General features: G+C 32.5%; 12 protein-coding genes. All 12 read right to left on the bottom strand.

Features of this window, described 5'->3' with window-relative positions; all coding sequences use genetic code 4:
• Positions 1 to 60 precede the first annotated feature (60 nt).
• The 12 genes from G319_RS0102100 to G319_RS0102045 all read right to left on the bottom strand — a co-directional run bounded on the left by G319_RS0102100 (position 61) and on the right by G319_RS0102045 (position 19,552).
• The gene (locus G319_RS0102100; RefSeq protein ID WP_026389474.1) at positions 61 to 1,884 is read right to left on the bottom strand and encodes an ABC transporter ATP-binding protein; all 1,824 of its coding nucleotides are present in this window, start codon (positions 1,882 to 1,884) and stop codon (positions 61 to 63) included.
• Between the two features lie 149 nt (positions 1,885 to 2,033).
• Positions 2,034 to 3,926 carry an ABC transporter ATP-binding protein gene (locus G319_RS09285; RefSeq protein WP_035358784.1) on the bottom strand — a complete coding sequence of 631 codons (1,893 nt, stop codon included), beginning with the start codon at positions 3,924 to 3,926 and terminating at the stop codon, positions 2,034 to 2,036.
• 85 nt (positions 3,927 to 4,011) lie between these two features.
• On the bottom strand, positions 4,012 to 5,952 hold the full coding sequence (locus G319_RS0102090; RefSeq protein ID WP_280123367.1) for an ABC transporter ATP-binding protein: 1,941 nt from the start codon (positions 5,950 to 5,952) through the stop codon (positions 4,012 to 4,014).
• A gap of 138 nt (positions 5,953 to 6,090) precedes the next feature.
• A complete protein-coding gene (locus G319_RS0102085) occupies positions 6,091 to 8,361 on the bottom strand; it encodes a TIM-barrel domain-containing protein (RefSeq protein WP_026389471.1) in 2,271 nt (756 codons plus the stop codon).
• Positions 8,362 to 8,365: 4 nt separating this feature from the next.
• Complete coding sequence (locus tag G319_RS0102080) at positions 8,366 to 10,381, bottom strand: PTS transporter subunit EIIC (protein WP_084514132.1); 2,016 nt, start codon at positions 10,379 to 10,381, stop codon at positions 8,366 to 8,368.
• A 122-nt stretch (positions 10,382 to 10,503) separates the two neighbouring features.
• Entirely contained in the window at positions 10,504 to 11,172 is a 669-nt protein-coding gene (locus G319_RS09280) for a GntR family transcriptional regulator (protein ID WP_026389469.1), read from the bottom strand.
• Between the two features lie 91 nt (positions 11,173 to 11,263).
• A complete protein-coding gene (gene gyrA, locus G319_RS0102070; RefSeq protein WP_026389468.1) occupies positions 11,264 to 13,744 on the bottom strand; it encodes a DNA gyrase subunit A in 2,481 nt (826 codons plus the stop codon).
• A gap of 43 nt (positions 13,745 to 13,787) precedes the next feature.
• Entirely contained in the window at positions 13,788 to 14,363 is a 576-nt protein-coding gene (locus G319_RS0102065) for a nucleoside 2-deoxyribosyltransferase (RefSeq protein ID WP_026389467.1), read from the bottom strand.
• 19 nt (positions 14,364 to 14,382) lie between these two features.
• Positions 14,383 to 16,287 carry a DNA topoisomerase (ATP-hydrolyzing) subunit B gene (gene gyrB / locus G319_RS0102060; protein ID WP_026389466.1) on the bottom strand — a complete coding sequence of 635 codons (1,905 nt, stop codon included), beginning with the start codon at positions 16,285 to 16,287 and terminating at the stop codon, positions 14,383 to 14,385.
• 176 nt (positions 16,288 to 16,463) lie between these two features.
• Positions 16,464 to 17,216 carry a MurR/RpiR family transcriptional regulator gene (locus tag G319_RS0102055; protein ID WP_026389465.1) on the bottom strand — a complete coding sequence of 251 codons (753 nt, stop codon included), beginning with the start codon at positions 17,214 to 17,216 and terminating at the stop codon, positions 16,464 to 16,466.
• Positions 17,217 to 17,240: 24 nt separating this feature from the next.
• Positions 17,241 to 18,017: a MurR/RpiR family transcriptional regulator gene (locus G319_RS09275; protein ID WP_026389464.1), complete on the bottom strand. Its 777-nt coding sequence runs from the start codon at positions 18,015 to 18,017 to the stop codon at positions 17,241 to 17,243.
• 107 nt (positions 18,018 to 18,124) lie between these two features.
• The gene (locus tag G319_RS0102045; protein WP_026389463.1) at positions 18,125 to 19,552 is read right to left on the bottom strand and encodes a glycoside hydrolase family 1 protein; all 1,428 of its coding nucleotides are present in this window, start codon (positions 19,550 to 19,552) and stop codon (positions 18,125 to 18,127) included.
• Positions 19,553 to 19,675: the final 123 nt, after the last annotated feature.

Below are 19,675 nucleotides of genomic sequence, written 5' to 3'. Positions count from 1 at the left end.
CATTTTAATGTTGGTGATTGAAAATAGAAAATAAAAAAAATAACCCCGAAAGGTTATTAATTAGTCCATTAATCCAGCGTTATATAGTTTTTGGAAATGTCCTGGCATTTTTTTAAGTTCTTCAAATGTTCCTGTTTGAACAATACCTGCACCATCGGCTCCAAGAACAATGATGTGATCAGCATTTTTAATTGTTGATAAACGGTGAGCGATAGAAACTGTAGTTCTACCAACCATTAAAGTTTCAAGTTTTGCTTGAATCTCTTTTTCAACAATATTATCTAAAGCAGAAGTTGCTTCATCAAGAATTAACAATTGTGGGTCTTTCAAGAACATACGAGCAATAATTAGACGTTGTTTTTGACCACCAGATAACATAAATCCTCTTTCTCCAAGGATTGTGTCATAACCATCTGGTCATGTTTGGATAAGTTGGTCTAACTCAGCCATTTTACATGCTTCAATAACTTCTTCATTTGTAGCATCAAATCTTCCATATCTTACGTTTTCATAAACATCACCAAATAAAATTTGAGGATCTTGTTCAACGTATCCAACGTGATTTAAATATGAAGATAAATGAACATCTTTTAAGTTTGTTTTACCATTAACAATAATTTCACCTTCTGTTGGGTCATAGAATCTTAATAATAATTTTGAGATTGTTGATTTTCCTGACCCAGTTTCTCCAACGAATGCGTATGATTTACCTTTTTCAAAAGTAAAGTCAAATTTCGGAAGAATTGTTTTAGTTGGTTTTTCTGGATAAGCAAATCTAACACCTTTAAATTCGATGTTTCCATCAATTGATTCAACTTCTTCTCCATCAAAGTAATGAGGATCCATGATTGAAGTGGCAATTAAAGTATCATTGATACGTTTTGCAGCAACGGCTGCTTGTGCTAAACCAAATGACGCATTCATTGCATTGAATAGCGGACCAATCATCATCCCTTGAGCAGATAAGAAGGCAGCAAAAGTATTTTTAAAGAACTCGGCTGCAACAGTTGTGTCAGCTGTTCCATAAATAATGGCAGTGGCAATTAAAGTTGAGAATTGTAATAGTGAAACTCCCCCAAATAGAGTTGCTAGCATTAAAGCTTGCATTTGCCCTACTTTGCGAGATTTAGCATAATACTCTTCGTGAACTTGTTTAAATCTTTCAGTTTCGTAATTTTCAGTTCCTGTAGATTTAATTAATCTCACAGTTGCAATACGGTCAGTTACATTACCATTGATATCTGTAATAACTGTACGAACTTTATTATATCTAGATGTTGTAATTTTGAATGATACATACATTGCTAAAATAATCATTAAGAAAATCACAATTACAACTGCAGCAAGAGTTGCTGACAATATTAGCATCATAATTAATGATGCTAATATTTGAAATACAGATATCCCAACTAGCATTGGGATCATTACTGCTTGATCTCCAACGATTTGAGTATCTGAAATAACTTTAGTTAAGATTTCTCCGATTTTTTTGTCTGAGTAGTAAGAAATATCTTGTCTTACTAATGCTTCTAATGAGCGATTACGTAAACTGATTTCGATTTTACGCCCCATTAAAAACCCTACATAGTTAAACATATAAGATGCGATTGAGTTTGCAACAATAGCTACAACACCAATGATTACATCTTCTTGTCATGTTAGACCTCATCATGTTGATGGTGGCACATAACCATCAACCTTACTTTGGATTGAGAATGTAATTTGTTGTGTAATTAGCGGTACTAATACGTTACAACAAACGATAAACCCCATCAACCCTAATAACACTAAAGATAATTTTCATTCTTTAGCGTAATATTTTACGATCATTTTAAAGAAGACTCCGTTTCCTTCTTGTTTTAAATTGGATTTTTTATTTTCCATTTTTTATCTCCCTTTTCACTTTACGGCTTGAACTTTCATCTGGATGATAAATATGAACTCCACTATCAATTATAAAAGAAAAAGTTCTTTCATGGCCGATAAATTACATTAAAAAAAGAAAAACTTTTTAGTTTTTCTTTTGTAAAAATTTAATCCATTAGCCCTGCTTCATAAAGTTTTTTAAAGTGGCCTGGTTTGTTTTTCAATTCATCAAATGTTCCGGCTTGGACAACACCAGCTCCATTAGCCCCCAGAACAATAATTTCATCACAATTTTTAATTGTTGATAAACGGTGAGCAATAGAAACTGATGTTCTTCCTTCCATCAATGCTTCTAATTTAACTTGAATTTCTTTTTCTACAATATTATCCAATGCAGATGTTGCTTCGTCAAGAATTAAAAGTGTTGGATTCTTCAAAAACATTCTTGCGATTACAAGTCTTTGTTTTTGACCACCAGATAGCATGAATCCTCTTTCTCCAAGAATTGTGTCATAACCATCAGGTCAAGTCATTACCAATTCATGCAGTTCAGCTTTTTTACATGCCTCATAAACTTCATGATCGCTGGCTCCGAATTTACCATATCTAACATTTTCAAACACATCACCATATAGAATTTGTGGATCTTGTTCAACATATCCAACATGTTCTAAATATGATGCTAAATGAACATCCTTAAGATTTTGATTACCATTAATAATTACCTCACCACTTGTGGGATCGTAGAATCTTAGTAATAATCTAGCAATTGTAGATTTACCTGATCCAGTTTCACCAACAAAGGCATATGATTTACCTTCTTTAAATATGAAATCAAATTCAGGAATAATTGTTTTTGTTGGCTTTTCAGGATATGCAAAACTCACGCCTTCAAATTTTATATCACCCCTAATTGTTGGAACTTGTTCTCCATCTCAATAGTGGGGATCTAAGATTGATTTTGAATTTATAGCTTGATCAACCCTTGTAGCAGCAACTGAGGCTTGCGCAAGTGTAAAAGATATTGCCATAACTTGGAATATCGGACCAATCATAATTGAACTAGCTAGAGTGAAAGCTACAAACGTTGTTGTGAAGAACGCAGGATTTGTTTCACCATACAATACCATGGCTCCAATTATCCCAGCAAATTGGATAATGAATACCCCGCCTCACATAGATGTCAGCATTAGTGATTCCATTTTTGCTACAGATTTAGATTTTTTGTAGTAATCTTTATGAACTTCTTTAAATCTTGCAGTTTCATAGTTTTCTGTACCTGTTGCTTTAATAAGTCTAACTGTTGCAATACGGTCAGTTACATTACCATTGATTTCAGTAATAACTCTACGTACTTTTGTAAATCTCAATTTTGTTGCAGCATAACAAGATATCATAATTAGCATAATTATTGCAAATATAAATAGTACTACAAGTGCTAATTGTCATGCTAGCACCAACATCATTACAAATGATGCTATTATTTCAAAAACCGATACAACTAGTTGAAGCGGCACCATAACTGATGCATCTCCAACAATTTGAGTGTCAGAAATTACCTTAGTTAGTATTTCTCCAATTTTTTTATCTGAGTAGTAAGAGATATCCTGTCTTACTAATGCCTCAAGTGATAGATTACGTAAACTAATTTCAATTCTACGCCCCATCATATATGAAAGATAGTCAAAGCAGAATGAGACAACACAGTATAGCACGATAACCCCTAGCGCTATGTATATCAATTTATCTCAATGCAAACCCCAAAAGTCGGAATGCATTGTAGCTCACTTATCAGGTGAGATATTTTCTATACCTTCAGCATTTATTGCAGCTTTAATGGCAACAGACATGTTCATTTGTTGCGTTAATAAAGGTAACATAATACTACACATAACAGTAATCATAATCAGACATAGCATCGTAATGGTTAATTTTCATTCTATGCGATAGTATTTGATAATAGTGGCAAATAAAGCTTTATTTATTTTTCTCTCTTCTGGACTATTTCTTTTGTTATTTTTTCGTCCGAACAGAGAGTTATTTTTTACTTGTTTTTCCATAAAAACCCCCTATTTATGGGCTTTAAAGGCCCTTACCACCACTATATCATAGAATTAAAAAAATCACACCTAAGTGTGATTTCTATTAGTCCATTAAACCAGCATTGTATAGTTTTTGGAAATGACCAGGTTTATCTTTAAGTTCATCAAATGTACCTGTTTGAACAATACCTTTACCATTTGCTCCAAGAACAATAATTTGGTCAGCATTTTTAATTGTTGATAATCGGTGAGCAATAGAAACTGTTGTTCTGCCTTTCATCAAGTCTTCAAGTTTAGCTTGAATTTCTTTTTCAACAATATTATCTAATGCAGATGTCGCTTCATCAAGAATTAATAATTGCGGATCTTTTAAGAACATTCTAGCAATAATCATTCTTTGTTTTTGACCACCAGATAACATAAATCCTCTTTCTCCAAGAATTGTGTCATAACCTTCTGGTCAACTCATAATTAAGTCGTGTAACTCAGCTTTTTTACATGCTTCGATAACTTCTTCATTAGTAGCATCGAATCTACCGTATTTTACGTTGTCATAAACATCTCCATAAAGGATTTGTGGATCTTGTTCAACATATCCAACATTGTATAAGTAACTTGAAAGATTTACATCTTTTAAGTTTTGATTTCCATTTACTAAAATGTTTCCAGTTGTTGGGTCATAGAATCTTAATAGCAATCTAGCGATTGTAGATTTACCAGATCCAGTTTCACCAACAAAGGCGTATGATTTACCTTCTTTAAATGTAAAGTCAAATTCAGGAATGATTATTTTTCCTGGTTTTTCAGGATAAGCAAAACTTACACCTTTGAATTCAATATCACCACTAATGTGGTCAACTTTTTCTTCCCCAAAGTAATGTGGGTCTAGAATTGATGGTGCTGTAATAGTATCTTTAATACGAACTGAAGAAACAGACGCACTAGCAATACCCATTGTTAACATAACTAATTGGAATAGTGACCCAACCATTGTTCCTTGAGCCATTTGGAATGAAGCAAATTCAGTTGAGAAGAATGTTAAAGCATTTGTTGAATCATGATAGAACACCATTGCTAATGCAACTACCATTAATTGCATGAAGCTGATTCCACCAAATAAAATAACAACCATGGCTGATTGTACTTTAGCCATTTTTCTAACTTCAGTATAGTATTCTTTATGAACATCATGGAAACGTTGTGTTTCATAGTTTTCTGTTCCAGTTGATTTAATTAATCTAACATTGTTAATTCTATCTGTAACATTACCATTAATTTCAGTAACAACTTCTCTAACTTTTTTAATACGTTTTTTAGAGAAGAAGAACGCCACTCCCATAGCAGCTAAGATTAATACGAATGCACCCACAACACCAAGTGTGATTCTTCATTCAAATACAAACATCATAGCAACTGAAGCGGTAACAGTTAATATTGTATTAATAACTGTTGAAGGAATAGTTGCTGCTTGATCCCCAACAATTTGAGTATCAGAAACAACTTTTGTTAATAATTCCCCAATTTTTTTATCAGAGTAGTAAGAAATATCTTGTCTGATTAAAGCTTCAAGAGATTTATTACGTAAATCAATTTCGATTCTTTTACCAAGAATAACTCCAATATACTGAGTCATAAATTGAACTCCAATATTTGCAAACACAACTGATGCCGCAATGATAAGTGATACTCATCATTCTAAACCTCAGTATCCAGACATTGGCATCGGTGTTCCATTGTTAGTTGATACCTCCAACATAATCGCCTTAGTCATTTGTTGTGTTAATAATGGCAACATAATTGAAGACACAACGCTTAAACAAGTAAGGAAAATTAGGATTGAAGATAGTTTTCATTCTTTTTTATAATAAAGAATGATTGTTTCAAAGAATGAACCATTGTGTTTTGTTAATTCCTTGTCTTTTTCGACTAATTCATTTAGTTCGCTATCATAAACTTCTTTATCAATTTCTTCAGCTTTAAAACGAGCGTCTAATTTTGATTTTAAATCACGAACTTCCTGACTTTTAAATTTCATTTTAGTCATAATAAATCCTCCTTTTTTGGTTCTATTAAAGTATATTTTATAGGTTTTTTATGAATATGTAATACTTTTTATTAAATTGTTTTTTACTTTGAGTAAACAAGTTTACTAATTAAAAAAACGACCGAAAGGTCGTTAATATTAATTATTTATTTTGTGTTTATGATTTGATTCAATAGTAATTTTATTGTCTTTGTATTTAATTTTTTGATGTTTATTATTGATAGCAAATTCAATATCAATATCTTTAATATTTCCGTATTCATTTAGAATTAAAGTTTGTTCATCGATGTTCTTGAAGTTGTAATCCCCTTTTTCAAATTGAACAATTACGGAACCATCTTTTACGAACATAAGTATTTCATCTAGGCCGCACTCGATTGTGTAAAGTTTTTTTCCTTGATATTTTACAGATTTGTCAAAGAAATTGTATCATTCACCTTCAGGTAAATATACTTGGCGTGATCTAGCACCTTCTTTTAATACAGGAGCCACCAATAGTGATTCCCCAATATAGAATTGATCATCAATTTTCATAGCAATAGAGTCCTCTTGATTTTCAAGAACCATTGGTCTTAAAGGAGCTATACCTGTTCGAATCGCCTCTAACTCAAGCATTTTATAGTAAGGAAGTAATGTTTTTTTAAGTTGAGCATATTTATTGGCATTTCTAATTGCATCTTCTCCATAGTATCAAGGTTCTCTTTTGCCCATTGCGTGATATCTAGTTAACGTTGTAAGCATTCCGAATTGAGTTCATCTAACATAAAGATCCGTTGTCAATTCATCTGTTGGCTTGAATCCTGTAATATCAGTTCCTCAAACAACTTCGCCGGCAAGACTTAGTGAAAGTCCTGCATTCATGTGATTTTTAAGTTCATTAAAACTTGATGCAGAATCCCCAGATCATTTACCTACAAATTTTTGTGTTCCAATGTAACCCGGTCTACACAACACAACTGTTTGTCCAGGGCCAAAGAATTCTTCTCCAGCTTCATACGCACATTTTGTGTATAAATAGGTATAGTACTGTTTAAAGTCTTCACCATCTTTACCATTGAATAGAACAGCATCTTCTGGTAAACCATCTCCGTAATCAGGTTTTACATATCTTAGTCCTAATTCGAATAGTTTCTTAATTTGGTCTTTATATCATTGGTAAGCTTTTGGATTTGAGAAGTCCACTAAGAAATTATTTTCTTGGTATGTTTCAGTTCCAGTTCAAGGGTGTGCAAATCCACCTTTTGCGCTTTTAACTAATAATTCATTACTTGAAAGATATTCTCATGCTTCTCCACCATCACCTTGAATGTATGGATTCATTCAGAAACACATATCAAGACCTTCATCATGAACATCTTTAAATAGTTGTTTAAAATCTCCAAAAGCTTTTGTATTGTATTCAAAATTACAACTTTTTACGTATCTTTCATTTAATCATTTAGGATCTAATGTTATTACATCTAACGGAAAACCATATTTTTTGGCATTTCTAATTTCTGTGAATAGTTCCTCACGATTATGATAATAAAGTCTGTTTAATCAAATACCATATCCCTCATCAGGAACTCCATTAATACGCCCCGTCAGTTCTGTATATTGGCTTATCATACCCTTCATATCTTTAGCTGTGAAAAAGTATAGATCTAAACATTCTTCTTCACTTTTAAATGAAAAGGCATCAGTTACAGGTGACCCAATTTCAAAAGTGGTTTTATGACCGGTGTTTACCAATATACCCCAATTGTTTGTTGAGTATAACAATGGTAAGCCATTGTAGGCTAAATCATTATTAGCGACACAAGAGTTATCAGAATTAAATATTACACTTTCAACTCCATTTTTTACAAGTGGTCTAAATTTTTCACCTAAACCAAATAGTTTTTCGTCATTTTCAATGTTGAATGACATAAATGGTTTACGGTCGTTGTCTCCTTCAATTTTTCAACCTAAAGGAGGATTTAAATAGTTTTCAAATAACATATAACCTTCACGATTATTAGTAGCAAATTTTGTTTCACCTTTACTATTTAATAATTTTATTCTGAAGGGATTTTTGATAAAAATCATTTTTTCATCATTAGATAAATTAAGTTCTATTTTGTCATCAGTTACGACATAATCCAACTTCACTTCACTCAGCCCCTTATTTAAGTGATCTTCAAATCTATTTTTTTGTCAATGTTTTTGTGTATATTTCAAATGAACTATACCGTTTTCAAGAACACTTATTTCCATAGTAGATTTTTGTAAATTAGATAGAGTAGTTTCTATGAATAGACTATTTTCGAATGTTCAAATATCAGAGATTCTTGAAGCTACAGCATAATTAAATGCTGGATCAAAAATTCGTTCTTTGATTGGAAAACTGTGTTTAAGCATTTCCGATTTTAAATTACCTGGTCTACCCATGATTTTATTCTCCCTGTTCTTCTATTTTTCTAAGAATTGCTTCTTTGTAGTAACCGGCTTTTCCACCATAAACAACTTGAAGAGATTCCCCTTTTTCAAGAACTCCAATGGCTGCAGTTCTTTGTTTAAATTCATTGACAACTTTTGATTGATCCTTAACTTGTACTCTTAATCTTGTCATACAAGCATCAACATCTTTTAAGTTATCTAGCCCACCTAATAATTCGATTATAGTTTCGACATTTTCAGCGTCTTTGTCAGCTTTTTTAACTTTTACTTTTCCATCTTTTGTTTTAGTTTCTTTTTTCACTTCAACAATTTTTGTATCTCCCACCTCAGGTTCTTGATCGAATCCTGGAATTGATGGTTTCATTCATTTTGTGAAGTATTTGAACATGAAGAAGTATATAGTTCCAAATCCAGCAGATGTTAAAGCGAAGAATAATCCATCTAATCAGAAGTTTCCTCTAATTCCAACACCTGTCATTGATGTAGGTCCAGCAATTCCGAAGTATTTAACAATTGTTTCAATACCTCCGAACGCATGTATTCTCATCGGAATGAAATCCACCATTCCGAATGCGATACCTGTTAATACAGCATGTCCAACGTATAGCAATGGTGCTGTGAACATAAATATAAATTCGATTGGTTCAGTAACCCCTGTTAATAAACAAGCTAATGCTCCTGAAATATAAATTGATTTATATTCATTTCTTGCAGATTTTTCAATAGCATACATCATTCCTAAACCAGCACCAACTAGTGATCCTGTTGATGAAACCATTTGACCTGCTTTAAATCTAACAGGCTCAAATGTATCTAAAATTAATGAATATGCTTGTTCTGGTGTGATGGCAGCATTTCCTGATTGAGTTCAGTTATTTTTTACATTTCCTAACGCTGTAATTCATGTAAATCACATGTATTCTTGACCTTGTGCTTTTAATGCATCAAGGTCAGTTCCTTGAATGCTACTGAAGAACTTAACGAAATCATCTCCAGTAACTTTTCCTTCTAAACCAGCAGCTTTAATAGCCTCTATGTATTGAGTAGGATCCAAGTAGTTTAATTCCCCTCCAAATGAAGTATAGTTCATTGGAATAGTTAACATATGGTGTAATCCAAATGGCAATAAGATTCTTTCTAAGAATCCATACGTAAACGGCATTACAAATGGCACTGTGTTGTTCTGAGCAATTTCAACCCCAACTCAGTTAATTCCTGATTGTACTAATGGTCATAATAGTGTCATTCCGGCAGCTATTGGTAATACAATTAAGAACACCATGAACGGAACAAATCTAGGACCATTGAAGAATGCTAATGCATTTGGTAATTTATTGAATGTGTAGTATTTGTTGTAGATTGATGCCCCAACAAATCCCATAACAATACCACCTAAAGCGTCGAATCTAATTGATGCAACACCTTCTTGAGGATTGAAGTATCCTTCAGTAGAAGTTCATTTTCCTCCCATAATATAGTTCATAAATTCTTTACCAGTAGTTATTACTGTTTGAACTTTTTCACCATCAGCATTGATAGTAGTTTGAATCTCAGTAATATCTCTTGTAATGAAAAATGTTGAACCAACAGCTAAAAGAACAAAATAAGCTAGCGCTCCAGCAAATGCTCCTCCAGCGTGGTTTTTTGATCATGAACCACCAATTGCGATAGCAAATAGTAATCCCATGTGTGTGAATGGAACTCATCCGATTGTTTCAACGATGCTTCCAATTTGGTTAAATACTTTAGATGTTGCTTCAATTTGTCCCAAACCTAATGGCCCAATTAATTTACCAAGGGTAATAATTAAACCCGCAGCTGGTAATACAGCAATCATAGTTAAAATAGCTTTTGAAAATTTTGATAAAAATGAGTGAAGTTTTGATTCTTTACCATTTTTAAATAATCTAGCAAATCTCTTAGTAGTAACCTTAAATCAATTTTTTTCTAAATCTTTTGAGTGTTTTGCTCCCACTTCAGAATTAGAAACTTTAATTTCTTGATTTCCCATGACTTTCCCTTTCTTTAAATACAAATAACTTGAATTACAAATTATTTCATTTTGATTATAAGTTTGTAAAACAACCCACCTTGCTTGTTATAACAAGTTTCTAATTCATAAAAAAAGAAGTGTTAAAACACTTCTGATTCCAATAATTCAAATTGTTCAGGAATATATCTTTCAGTAGAACATTCCACTATCTCATTTAAGTCATTAAAAGAAGCACTTCTTTTTACAGGTATATTTTCATTATTTTTAATATGTAAAATATTTTCATCTCGCATATCAGCAACTTCAATTGTTGTTCTCTTTTCAGATTTTGTCAGAGCTACGTCTCTATTTTTAAGAAATTTTAAAACAGACGAATCAATTAACCCTCAGTCTGGGCTTCCAGCTATTTTCTTATTTATTCAGATTATTGAATACTTATGCAAACTTTCTCCAACATATCTTACTTTGATGCAAGAAAAATAATCATTATTATCACATTTGTATTTCTCTACAAAGTACTTATCCAATTCAATATTTGTTTTTACGAGTATTCCACTTGTTACATTGTGCCTCTCACTAAATGATATAGTTTTTCTTCAAACTGAAGAATCCATCACATAATAGCCTTTTCCTTTTTTGGAATAAATTATATTTTGAGCAGCTAACATTTTTAGGGCATTACGTATTGTCAGACGACTCACTCTATATTTGGTAATCAACTGTGCTTCACTATAAAATTTATCACCGGGTTTAAATTTAAATTTTATAAGTTCTAATAATAATTCAGTAGTTTCGTTTGTAATCGACATGGAACACCTCTTAATCTCAAGTTTATTTTATACCCCTAAAAATATTTGGGTACAAAAAAAGACAAAAACTTATTTTTGTCTTTTTCCAATATTAATCTTCTTCGAAGTCTTGTTCTTCTTCACCGTGTTTACGGTATTCTAATGTTACTGCATTGATTTCGTTTGTTCCACTTAAACGGATTCCACGAACACCAGCAGCAGATCTTCCTAATGTAGGAATGTCTGATACTTTTGTTTTAATTAAGTTTCCATCACTTGAAATAATTAAGATCAAGTCAGTTTCACGAGCGGCAATAATAGCTTTAAAGTCACCTGTTTTTTCATTTAGGTTCATTACTTTAATTCCCTTACCGTTACGTCCTGAAATTCTGTACTCATCAAGAGCAGTTTTCTTAAAGTTACCTTTTGATGAAATTGTAGTAATTGCTTCAATTCCATAAGATGTGACAGCTCCAACAACAATATCATCTTCATCAAGTTTAATACCTTTAACTCCAGTGGCAGTTCTTGATAGTGGTCTAACAATATCTTCATTAATTCTAATTACTTTACCAGATTTGTTTGCGATGAATACTGTATCTTCACCAGTTGTTGGCATTACAGTTACTAATTGATCATCATCTTTTAATGTAATAGCAATTTTACCATTTTGGTTGATACTATCAAATAATGAAATATCAGTACGTTTAATCATTCCAGCTTCTGTTACAAATGTTAAGTATTTGAATTTTTCTTTTTCATTTCTCATTGGTAAGATAGCCGTAATTTTATCTTCTGGTGTTAATCCATTTAAGAAGTTTACAATTGGTAAACCACGAGATGTTCTTGAGTATTGACGAATGTTGTATGCTTTAGTTCTGAAGACTTTTCCAGAATTTGTAAAGAATAAAACTCAATCCCTCATTTTACCCATAGTAGCAATTGAAATTGGATCATCATTTGATGAGTTAACTGAAATTCCTCTTCCTCCACGTTTTTGGATTCTGAATTCTTCAGGATCGACTCTTCTGATGTATCCTTCTTCTGATAATAAAATCATTGTTTTAACATCAGGGATCAATTCTTCATCTTGAATGTTCATAACTGATTCATTAATTGTTTCAGTACGACGATCATCTCCATATTTAAGAGCAATATCAGATAATTGTTCTTTAAGAACTCTGTTTTGCTCTTCTTTATCAGAAATTAATTGTGTTAAGTAATCAATTCGTGATTGAATTTGGTTCATCTCTTCAGCAATTTTTTCACGTTCTAAACCAACTAAACGTTGTAAACGCATATCTAAAATAGCTTTGTTTTGTTCATCATCAAAACCAAATCTTGATGTTAAGTTTTCTTTAGCTTGATCACTTGTTTTTGCATTTCTAATAATTGAAACGATCTCATCAATGTTATCTAGAGCTGTATGTAAAGCATCTAAGATGTGGTGACGTCTTTCCAATTTGTTTTTCTCAAATATTGAACGTTTAACAATAACATTGATTTGGAAATCAACGTAGTGTTTAATGATTGTTTTTAAATCTAATAATACTGGTACATTGTTATGTAATGAAAGTAAGTTGATTGAGTAACTTGATTGTAGGTTTGTAAATTTATAAAGTTTTGATAACACAACATCGGGGTTTGAATCACGTTTTAATTCAACAACGATTCTAATTCCTTCGTAGTTTGACTCATCTCTAATATCAGAGATTCCATCAATAGCTTTATCTTTAACAAGTTCCGCAATTCTTTCGATCACTTTTGCTTTATTAGTTTGGTATGGTATTTCAGTAATGATTAATCTTGAATGTTTATCATTTTCTTCAATATCAATTTTGGCACGAATAATAACTCCACCACGTCCAGTTTTATAACCTTCACGCATTCTAGCACCATTAGTCATTAAAGCTCCAGTTGGAAAATCTGGTCCTAAAATGTGGTTGTCTAAAATTTCATCAATTGTGATGTCGTTGTTATCAATAAATGCGTTAATAGCACTTACAACTTCTCTCAAGTTATGCGGAGGAATCGAAGTTGCCATCCCAACAGCAATCCCCATAGCACCATTGGCTAATAAGTTAGGGAAATATCCTGTTAAGTATGCTGGTTCTCTTTCAGAAGCATCATAGTTGTCAACAAAAGGAACTGTATCCATATCAATATCTTTAATAATAAGATTTGATATTTTAGCCAGTCTAGCTTCTGTATAACGCATCGCAGCTGCTCCATCACCATCAATAGACCCGAAGTTACCGTGTCCATCAACTAATGGGTATCTGTATGAGAAGTCTTGAGCCATACGAACCATTGATTCGTAAACAGCTGTATCACCATGGGGGTGATACTTACCAATTACTTCCCCGACGATACGGGCTGATTTTTTATGTGGTTTATCTGCTGTAATACCAAGGTCGTTCATCGCGTAGATAATACGACGGTGTACAGGTTTTAATCCATCTTTTAAATCTGGTAAGGCACGAGATACAATAACAGACATTGCATATTCTAAGAAGTCTTTACGCACTTCGCTGGCAATATCCATCGGTAAAATCGTACCGTGATTATGTTCTAAGTTTTTTTCGTTACTCATATTTACACCTACATTCTATTTATAAGTAACATTAACGAAATTATTATTTATCAAACCCGTGGTATACACCATCGTTTTGGTACATTTCTTTAATGTCAAATCGTTGTCTAAAGTTTTTAGTATCGCCAGTTTCAATTGCCTTAATAGCATTTCTTGCTGATTCGTGTGAGTCCACAACTGTTAATTGAGGAACGTCTCCTAAGTTTAATTTTTCTGCATAGAAAGCTCCAGTGATCATTTCATTTAATCCTAATCCTGGAATTTCCCCCTTTAAAAGACCTTGTTTAAATCTAAAGTCTGAAATAATTGGTAATAAGTATTTGTTTGGATTATGCATAGCTTGTTCTAGTAATAGACCAAATTCTACATGTGTTCCTGAATCTCATCCATCAATTTCAAAAATAATGTAATCAGCTTCTGTTAATTCTTTGTAGTCCATTGCAAAGATTGCTGCATTAGTTGGTCTTTCAGTTTGATTTGTATCAAAATCCACTGGATTTCCAATAACCATTTCAGGGAACATCTCTCTTAATGCTGCCCCTTCAAGTTTTCTTGTATTTCATTGTGCTTCAGTAAACATACTTCCTGCGTTATAAATTACTTTTTGTCCGTTTCTCATGTTGTATCCCTTTTCTTTTCTAAAAATCTATATTTTCAACGAATTCTGCGTTGTCTTGAATGTAATTTCTTCTTAATTCTGGATCTTCACCCATTAAGTCTGAAAATACTTCATTAGCAATCGCTGCATCTTCTAATGTTATCTGCAACATTGTTCTTCTTTCTGGATCCATTGTTGTTTCTCAAAGTTGCATAGGGTCCATTTCTCCTAGCCCTTTGTAACGTTGGATTGTGTAACGAGTTCCCTCGAAATCACCAGCTTTGAAGTCCTCTAATTGTTGATCAGAGTATGCATAAGCAACTTTTTTACCAGCTTCAATTTTGTATAAAGGTGGTTGAGCAATATAAATGTTTCCATTTTTGATTAACTCTTTCATATATCTGTAGAAGAATGTTAATAACAATGTTCTAATGTGAGCACCATCGACATCAGCATCGGTCATAATTACGATTTTCCCGTATCTAATTTTTGATAAATCAATATCTTCTTTAATCCCTGTTCCAATAGCAGTAACAATAGATTTAATCTCATTATTGGCAAACGCTCTAGCTTCCGCTACACGTTCTACGTTAAGAACTTTCCCTCTTAGAGGTAAGATAGCTTGGAATTTACGGTTACGACCAGTTTTGGCACTTCCACCAGCTGAATCCCCTTCGACTAAGTATAGTTCAGCAATTTCAGCATCTTTTGACTCACAGTCTGCTAATTTACCAGGTAGTGAGAATGTATCTAAAGCACCTTTACGTCTAGTTTCTTCACGAGCTCTTTGAGCTGCGATTCTTGCTTTTTGGGCATTAGCATTTTTATCTAAAATTGCTTTTGCATCTTCGGGTGATTTTAATAAGAATTCCTCGAATGCATCTCCAACAACTGCATCAACAGCTTTTTTGGCATCAGGGTTAGCTAATTTAGTTTTAGTTTGCCCTTCATATTGAGGATCAGTATGTCTAATTGAAACAATACATACCATACCTTCTTTGATGTCATCTCATGAATATTTACTTGGAGCTTTGTTAGCTTTAGCTGTTTTAACAGCATATCTATTTAAAACTCTTGTCAATGATTGACGTAGTCCATCTTCATGTGATCCACCCTCGTGGGTATTAATGTTGTTTACGAATGTAACTAAGTTTTCTTGATATTCTGAGTTATATTGTAAAGCTACTTCAACTTCGATTTCTTCGTGTTTCCCGTCAATGTAGAAAACATTTGGATTGATTTTAGTTTTAGTTTCATTTTTTTCTTTAACGTAATCTAAAATTCCGTTTGGGAAGTGATATTCAACATGTTTTTCAATTCTGTCATCTGTTAATTCTAGTTTGATACCTTTATTTAAGTAAGATAATTGTTTTGCTTTGTTTCTGATTGTTTCAAAGTCAAAAGTTACAGTTTCTAAGAAAATTTCAGGATCTGGTTTGAATCTAACAATTGTTCCACGTAAATCTGTTTCACCAATGATTTCAAGTTCTGATTGTTCAGTTCCACCACCACTAAATACTTGGTGATAAATTTTGCCATCACGCATAACTTGAACATCAACGTAAAGTGAAAGAGCATTAACAACTGATGCCCCAACCCCGTGAAGTCCTCCAGAAATTTTATATGAGTCTGAATCAAATTTTCCACCAGCATGTAATTGAGTGAAAACTAATTCAAGAGCTGATTTACCAGAGTCTTGTTGAATCCCTACTGGGATCCCACGTCCATTATCTTGAACGATAACTTCTCCGTCGTTTGTAATAGTCACTTTGATTGTGTCAGCTTCTCCAGCCATTGCCTCATCAATTGAGTTATCAATGATTTCTCAAACTAAGTGGTGTAAACCCGCTTTTGATGTTGATCCGATGTACATTCCCGGACGTTTTCTAACAGCTTCTAGTCCCTTAAGAACCTTAATCGCGTCTGATCCATATTGTTCTGCCATATAATCCACCTTTTTCATAATTAATTATTATAATTATACCCTAATTTGCGATATTTTGCCTTTATTTAAGGAATTTACATCTTAATCTAGAAATGTATAGATAAAATGCAAAAAGAGCCTTAAATAGGCTCTTTTTGGTTAATTTTGGGATTTGACGTTTTTTGACACTTTTTTAACTATTGTTTTGTTTTCAATAAAACAGATATCGCAGTTATACAATATGACATTATCAATCTTCTGTAAAGAATATTGTTTGGTGTATAAACAGAATCAATAATGAAGTTGTACTTAACTCCCGAAAAGTTAGGTTCTAAATCATTAGTACAAAATAAAATTATCTTATGCTTTTTACTATTTTTAAATCTGTTGTAATAAAATTCGAGACCTTTTGTGTCAGGACCAGAAACAAAGAATATTAATAAATCTCTGTCTTTTATGTTTTCTAATGATTTGGGGGAAAAGAATGTAGGGTAAACAATATTTACATTACCCCTTATCACCGAAAGGTAGTTCCCAAAGAAAACAGCATCATCTTGCATTTGATATGAAGGGAATAGGTGGATACTAGGAGCAGACTCAATTTCTGCTACTGCTTCTTTTAAAAGTGGCATCACCGAATCCATGTCATCAAGCATATTTATAGTTGATTTTTTTAAGTCATCAGTTTTAGATATGCTATCAGAATACTTTTGTCTAAGATTTTCATATTCCATTCTTAGTCTTAGGATCATTTCATTATAGCCTTGTGCGCCCGTCTTCTTAGCAAATTTAGTAAGAGTTGCTTGACTTACATAAGTTTTATTAGCAAGTTCTTTTGAACTTAAAAATTTATTTTGAATAAAGTTTGCAAATATTTCTTCTGCAATTACTTTATCCAAACCTTTTGATTCTTTTTTTAAGTAGTCTATTTGTGAGATTATTGAGTTCATATTTCATCCTTTTTTATAAAGTTATTATACATCCTCAATTACAATCAATTCTCTCAATTGTAATAATAAATATTCCAAGTTAAAATATGCCATGTTTTGTTCATAACTTCCTGTGTAATTTATGATATTTGATTCAGGTAGCAAATCATTAATTTTACTTCACTCAATAAAAGTACACATCGCAAAAACATAGTTAGAAAGTTCGGATGATTTTCGGATCATTGATATTATTTCCTCACTTATAGGTTCATATACAACAAAAAGCATCACATCACTCTGCACCATATTTTTTAAGATAACATCTGAAAAATTATTAACATCAAACAAATATATTTTCTTATTTAAAATTGATAATTTGTTATATATTCTAGGAATATTTGCGAATCTTGTTGTCGGTGTAAATATAAAAATATTTCCAGACTTTTTCATTAGAACTTGGCTCAATTTGATCAGCTTCGGTTCAGCCTTACTTAACTTTTTGATATTGCCCTCTAAATCGTTTTGTATTTTATAAAAACTGTCACTTATGTTTTCGACCTTTGAAACAACCTCTTCTCAATAAAAACCAATTTCTTGTTCAAATTTGATTCTTGTGATCAATTCACGATAACCTGCAAAGTTTAGTTTTTTGGCGTAAATGGTTAGTGAACTTTCACTTGTAAAGCAAAGATCAGCTAATTTCTTAGCTGTGTAAAATCTTCCGTTTTTCAATGAATCATAAAGGGTCTTTGAAATAACTTTGATGGTTTCATTATCACTCATCATTGCAAGTTTTTTGATTTTATTTAATACAAACTCCATAAATACCTCTTAATGCATTAGTATATAAATTTTAATTGTTACCCATAAAAATCAAATTATTTTATTCCTAGTAAATTAAAAAAACCACAAATGTGGTTTTTAGTTGCTTATTTAATATTGTTACCGTTTTGGCTAATCAAATCTTGGTATCAGAAGAAAGAATCTTTTCTATGACGAGATAAATCTTTCGAATCTTTTTCTTCTCTGTTGACATAAATAAAACCGTAGCGTTTTTGGAACCCTTCGTGAGTTGAAACTAAGTCAATTGCAGATCAAGGATTGAAACCAATGAAGTTCATTCCTTCACTAATTGTTTTACGCATTTCTAGAATGTGATTTGTATAGTATTCAATTCTATAATCATCATGAATTTTACCTTCAGAATCCAGTTGTTCTCGTTTTCCAATTCCGTTTTCAGTTAATAACATAGGTAATCCATAACGTTCATGAATTCTTCTAGCGGTAGTTCTAAAACCAACTGGGTCTATTTCTCAACCAAATTCAGTTCTTGGCGTGAATTCATTGCCAACTCCCACAAACATCCCTGGCATTCCAAAACCACCTTGTTGATCAGCCGATTTATTTTTCAATTCTTCTGCATCTTTTTCAGTTCAACCACGGACAGTCATTGTGCTGTAGTAATTAAAGGCAATAAAGTCAGGTTTTGCAGATTTTAATATTTCTCCATCACCGTCTCTGAATTCTAATTCATATCCCAATTCTTTAATAACTTTCAACATTATTGGATTATGGTAACCACGAATTGGAGCGTCCAATCAATATCACGATCTAAATACTTCTGCTGTATCGGCCGCCATTACATCTTCAGGTTTACATGTTTCTGGATATACCGCAGAAATATTTGGTGCCGGACCAATCAAAGCTCCAGGAACCATATCATGTAAGTCTCTCATTGCTAAGGCTTGTGCTAAAAACAAGTGATGTCCCATTTGGTATGCTTCACCAAGTGTTTTTTGTTTAGAACCCGGACTTAAGAAATCCATACCAGCCGAAGCCAACATCACAAGAACATTAAGTTCATTAATTGTTAATCAATATTTAACCCTATCACCATATGCTGCAAATATGGCTCTACCAAATTTTTGAAATGCAGGAACAGTTAAATCACGATTTAATCATCCCCCTTGTTCTTCCAACGCTAAAGGTAAGTCGAAATGGTACATTGTAACAATTGGTTCAATACCAGCGGCGATCAATTCATTAATTACATCATCATAAAACGCAATTCCTTCTTGATTTATTTCTCCATCGCCATCAGGAATAATACGAGTTCAGGCAATAGAGAATCTAAATGATTTGAACCCCATCTCTTTCATAAGTGCTATATCTTCTTTGTAATGAAGATAGAAATCAGCAGTTACTTTAAAATCTGTAATTTCATCTGTTCCTGTATGAAGGTCTTGAACAGACATCCCTTTTCCACCTTCATTTCATCCGCCTTCAACTTGGTATGCTGAAGATGATCCCCCTCACAGAAAACCTTCTGGGAAGTTTTTTAAGTCTTTAATTTTCATATTTTTACTCCTTTATACACTTTCATCTTATTCTTTATGTTGCGGCTAAAATTTTCTGCCAAAGTTTTTTAGTCTTAATTTTAGATAATAAAAGTACTTTATTAAAAAACCCCTTGCAGGGCT

The sequence above is a fragment of the Tullyiplasma multilocale ATCC 49900 genome (genome assembly GCF_000483165.1).
Lineage (GTDB): Bacteria > Bacillota_I > Bacilli_A > Mycoplasmatales > Mycoplasmataceae > Tullyiplasma > Tullyiplasma multilocale.
The sequence above is the reverse complement of the archived record's forward strand: the minus strand, read 5'-3'. Positions and strand labels throughout refer to the sequence as shown.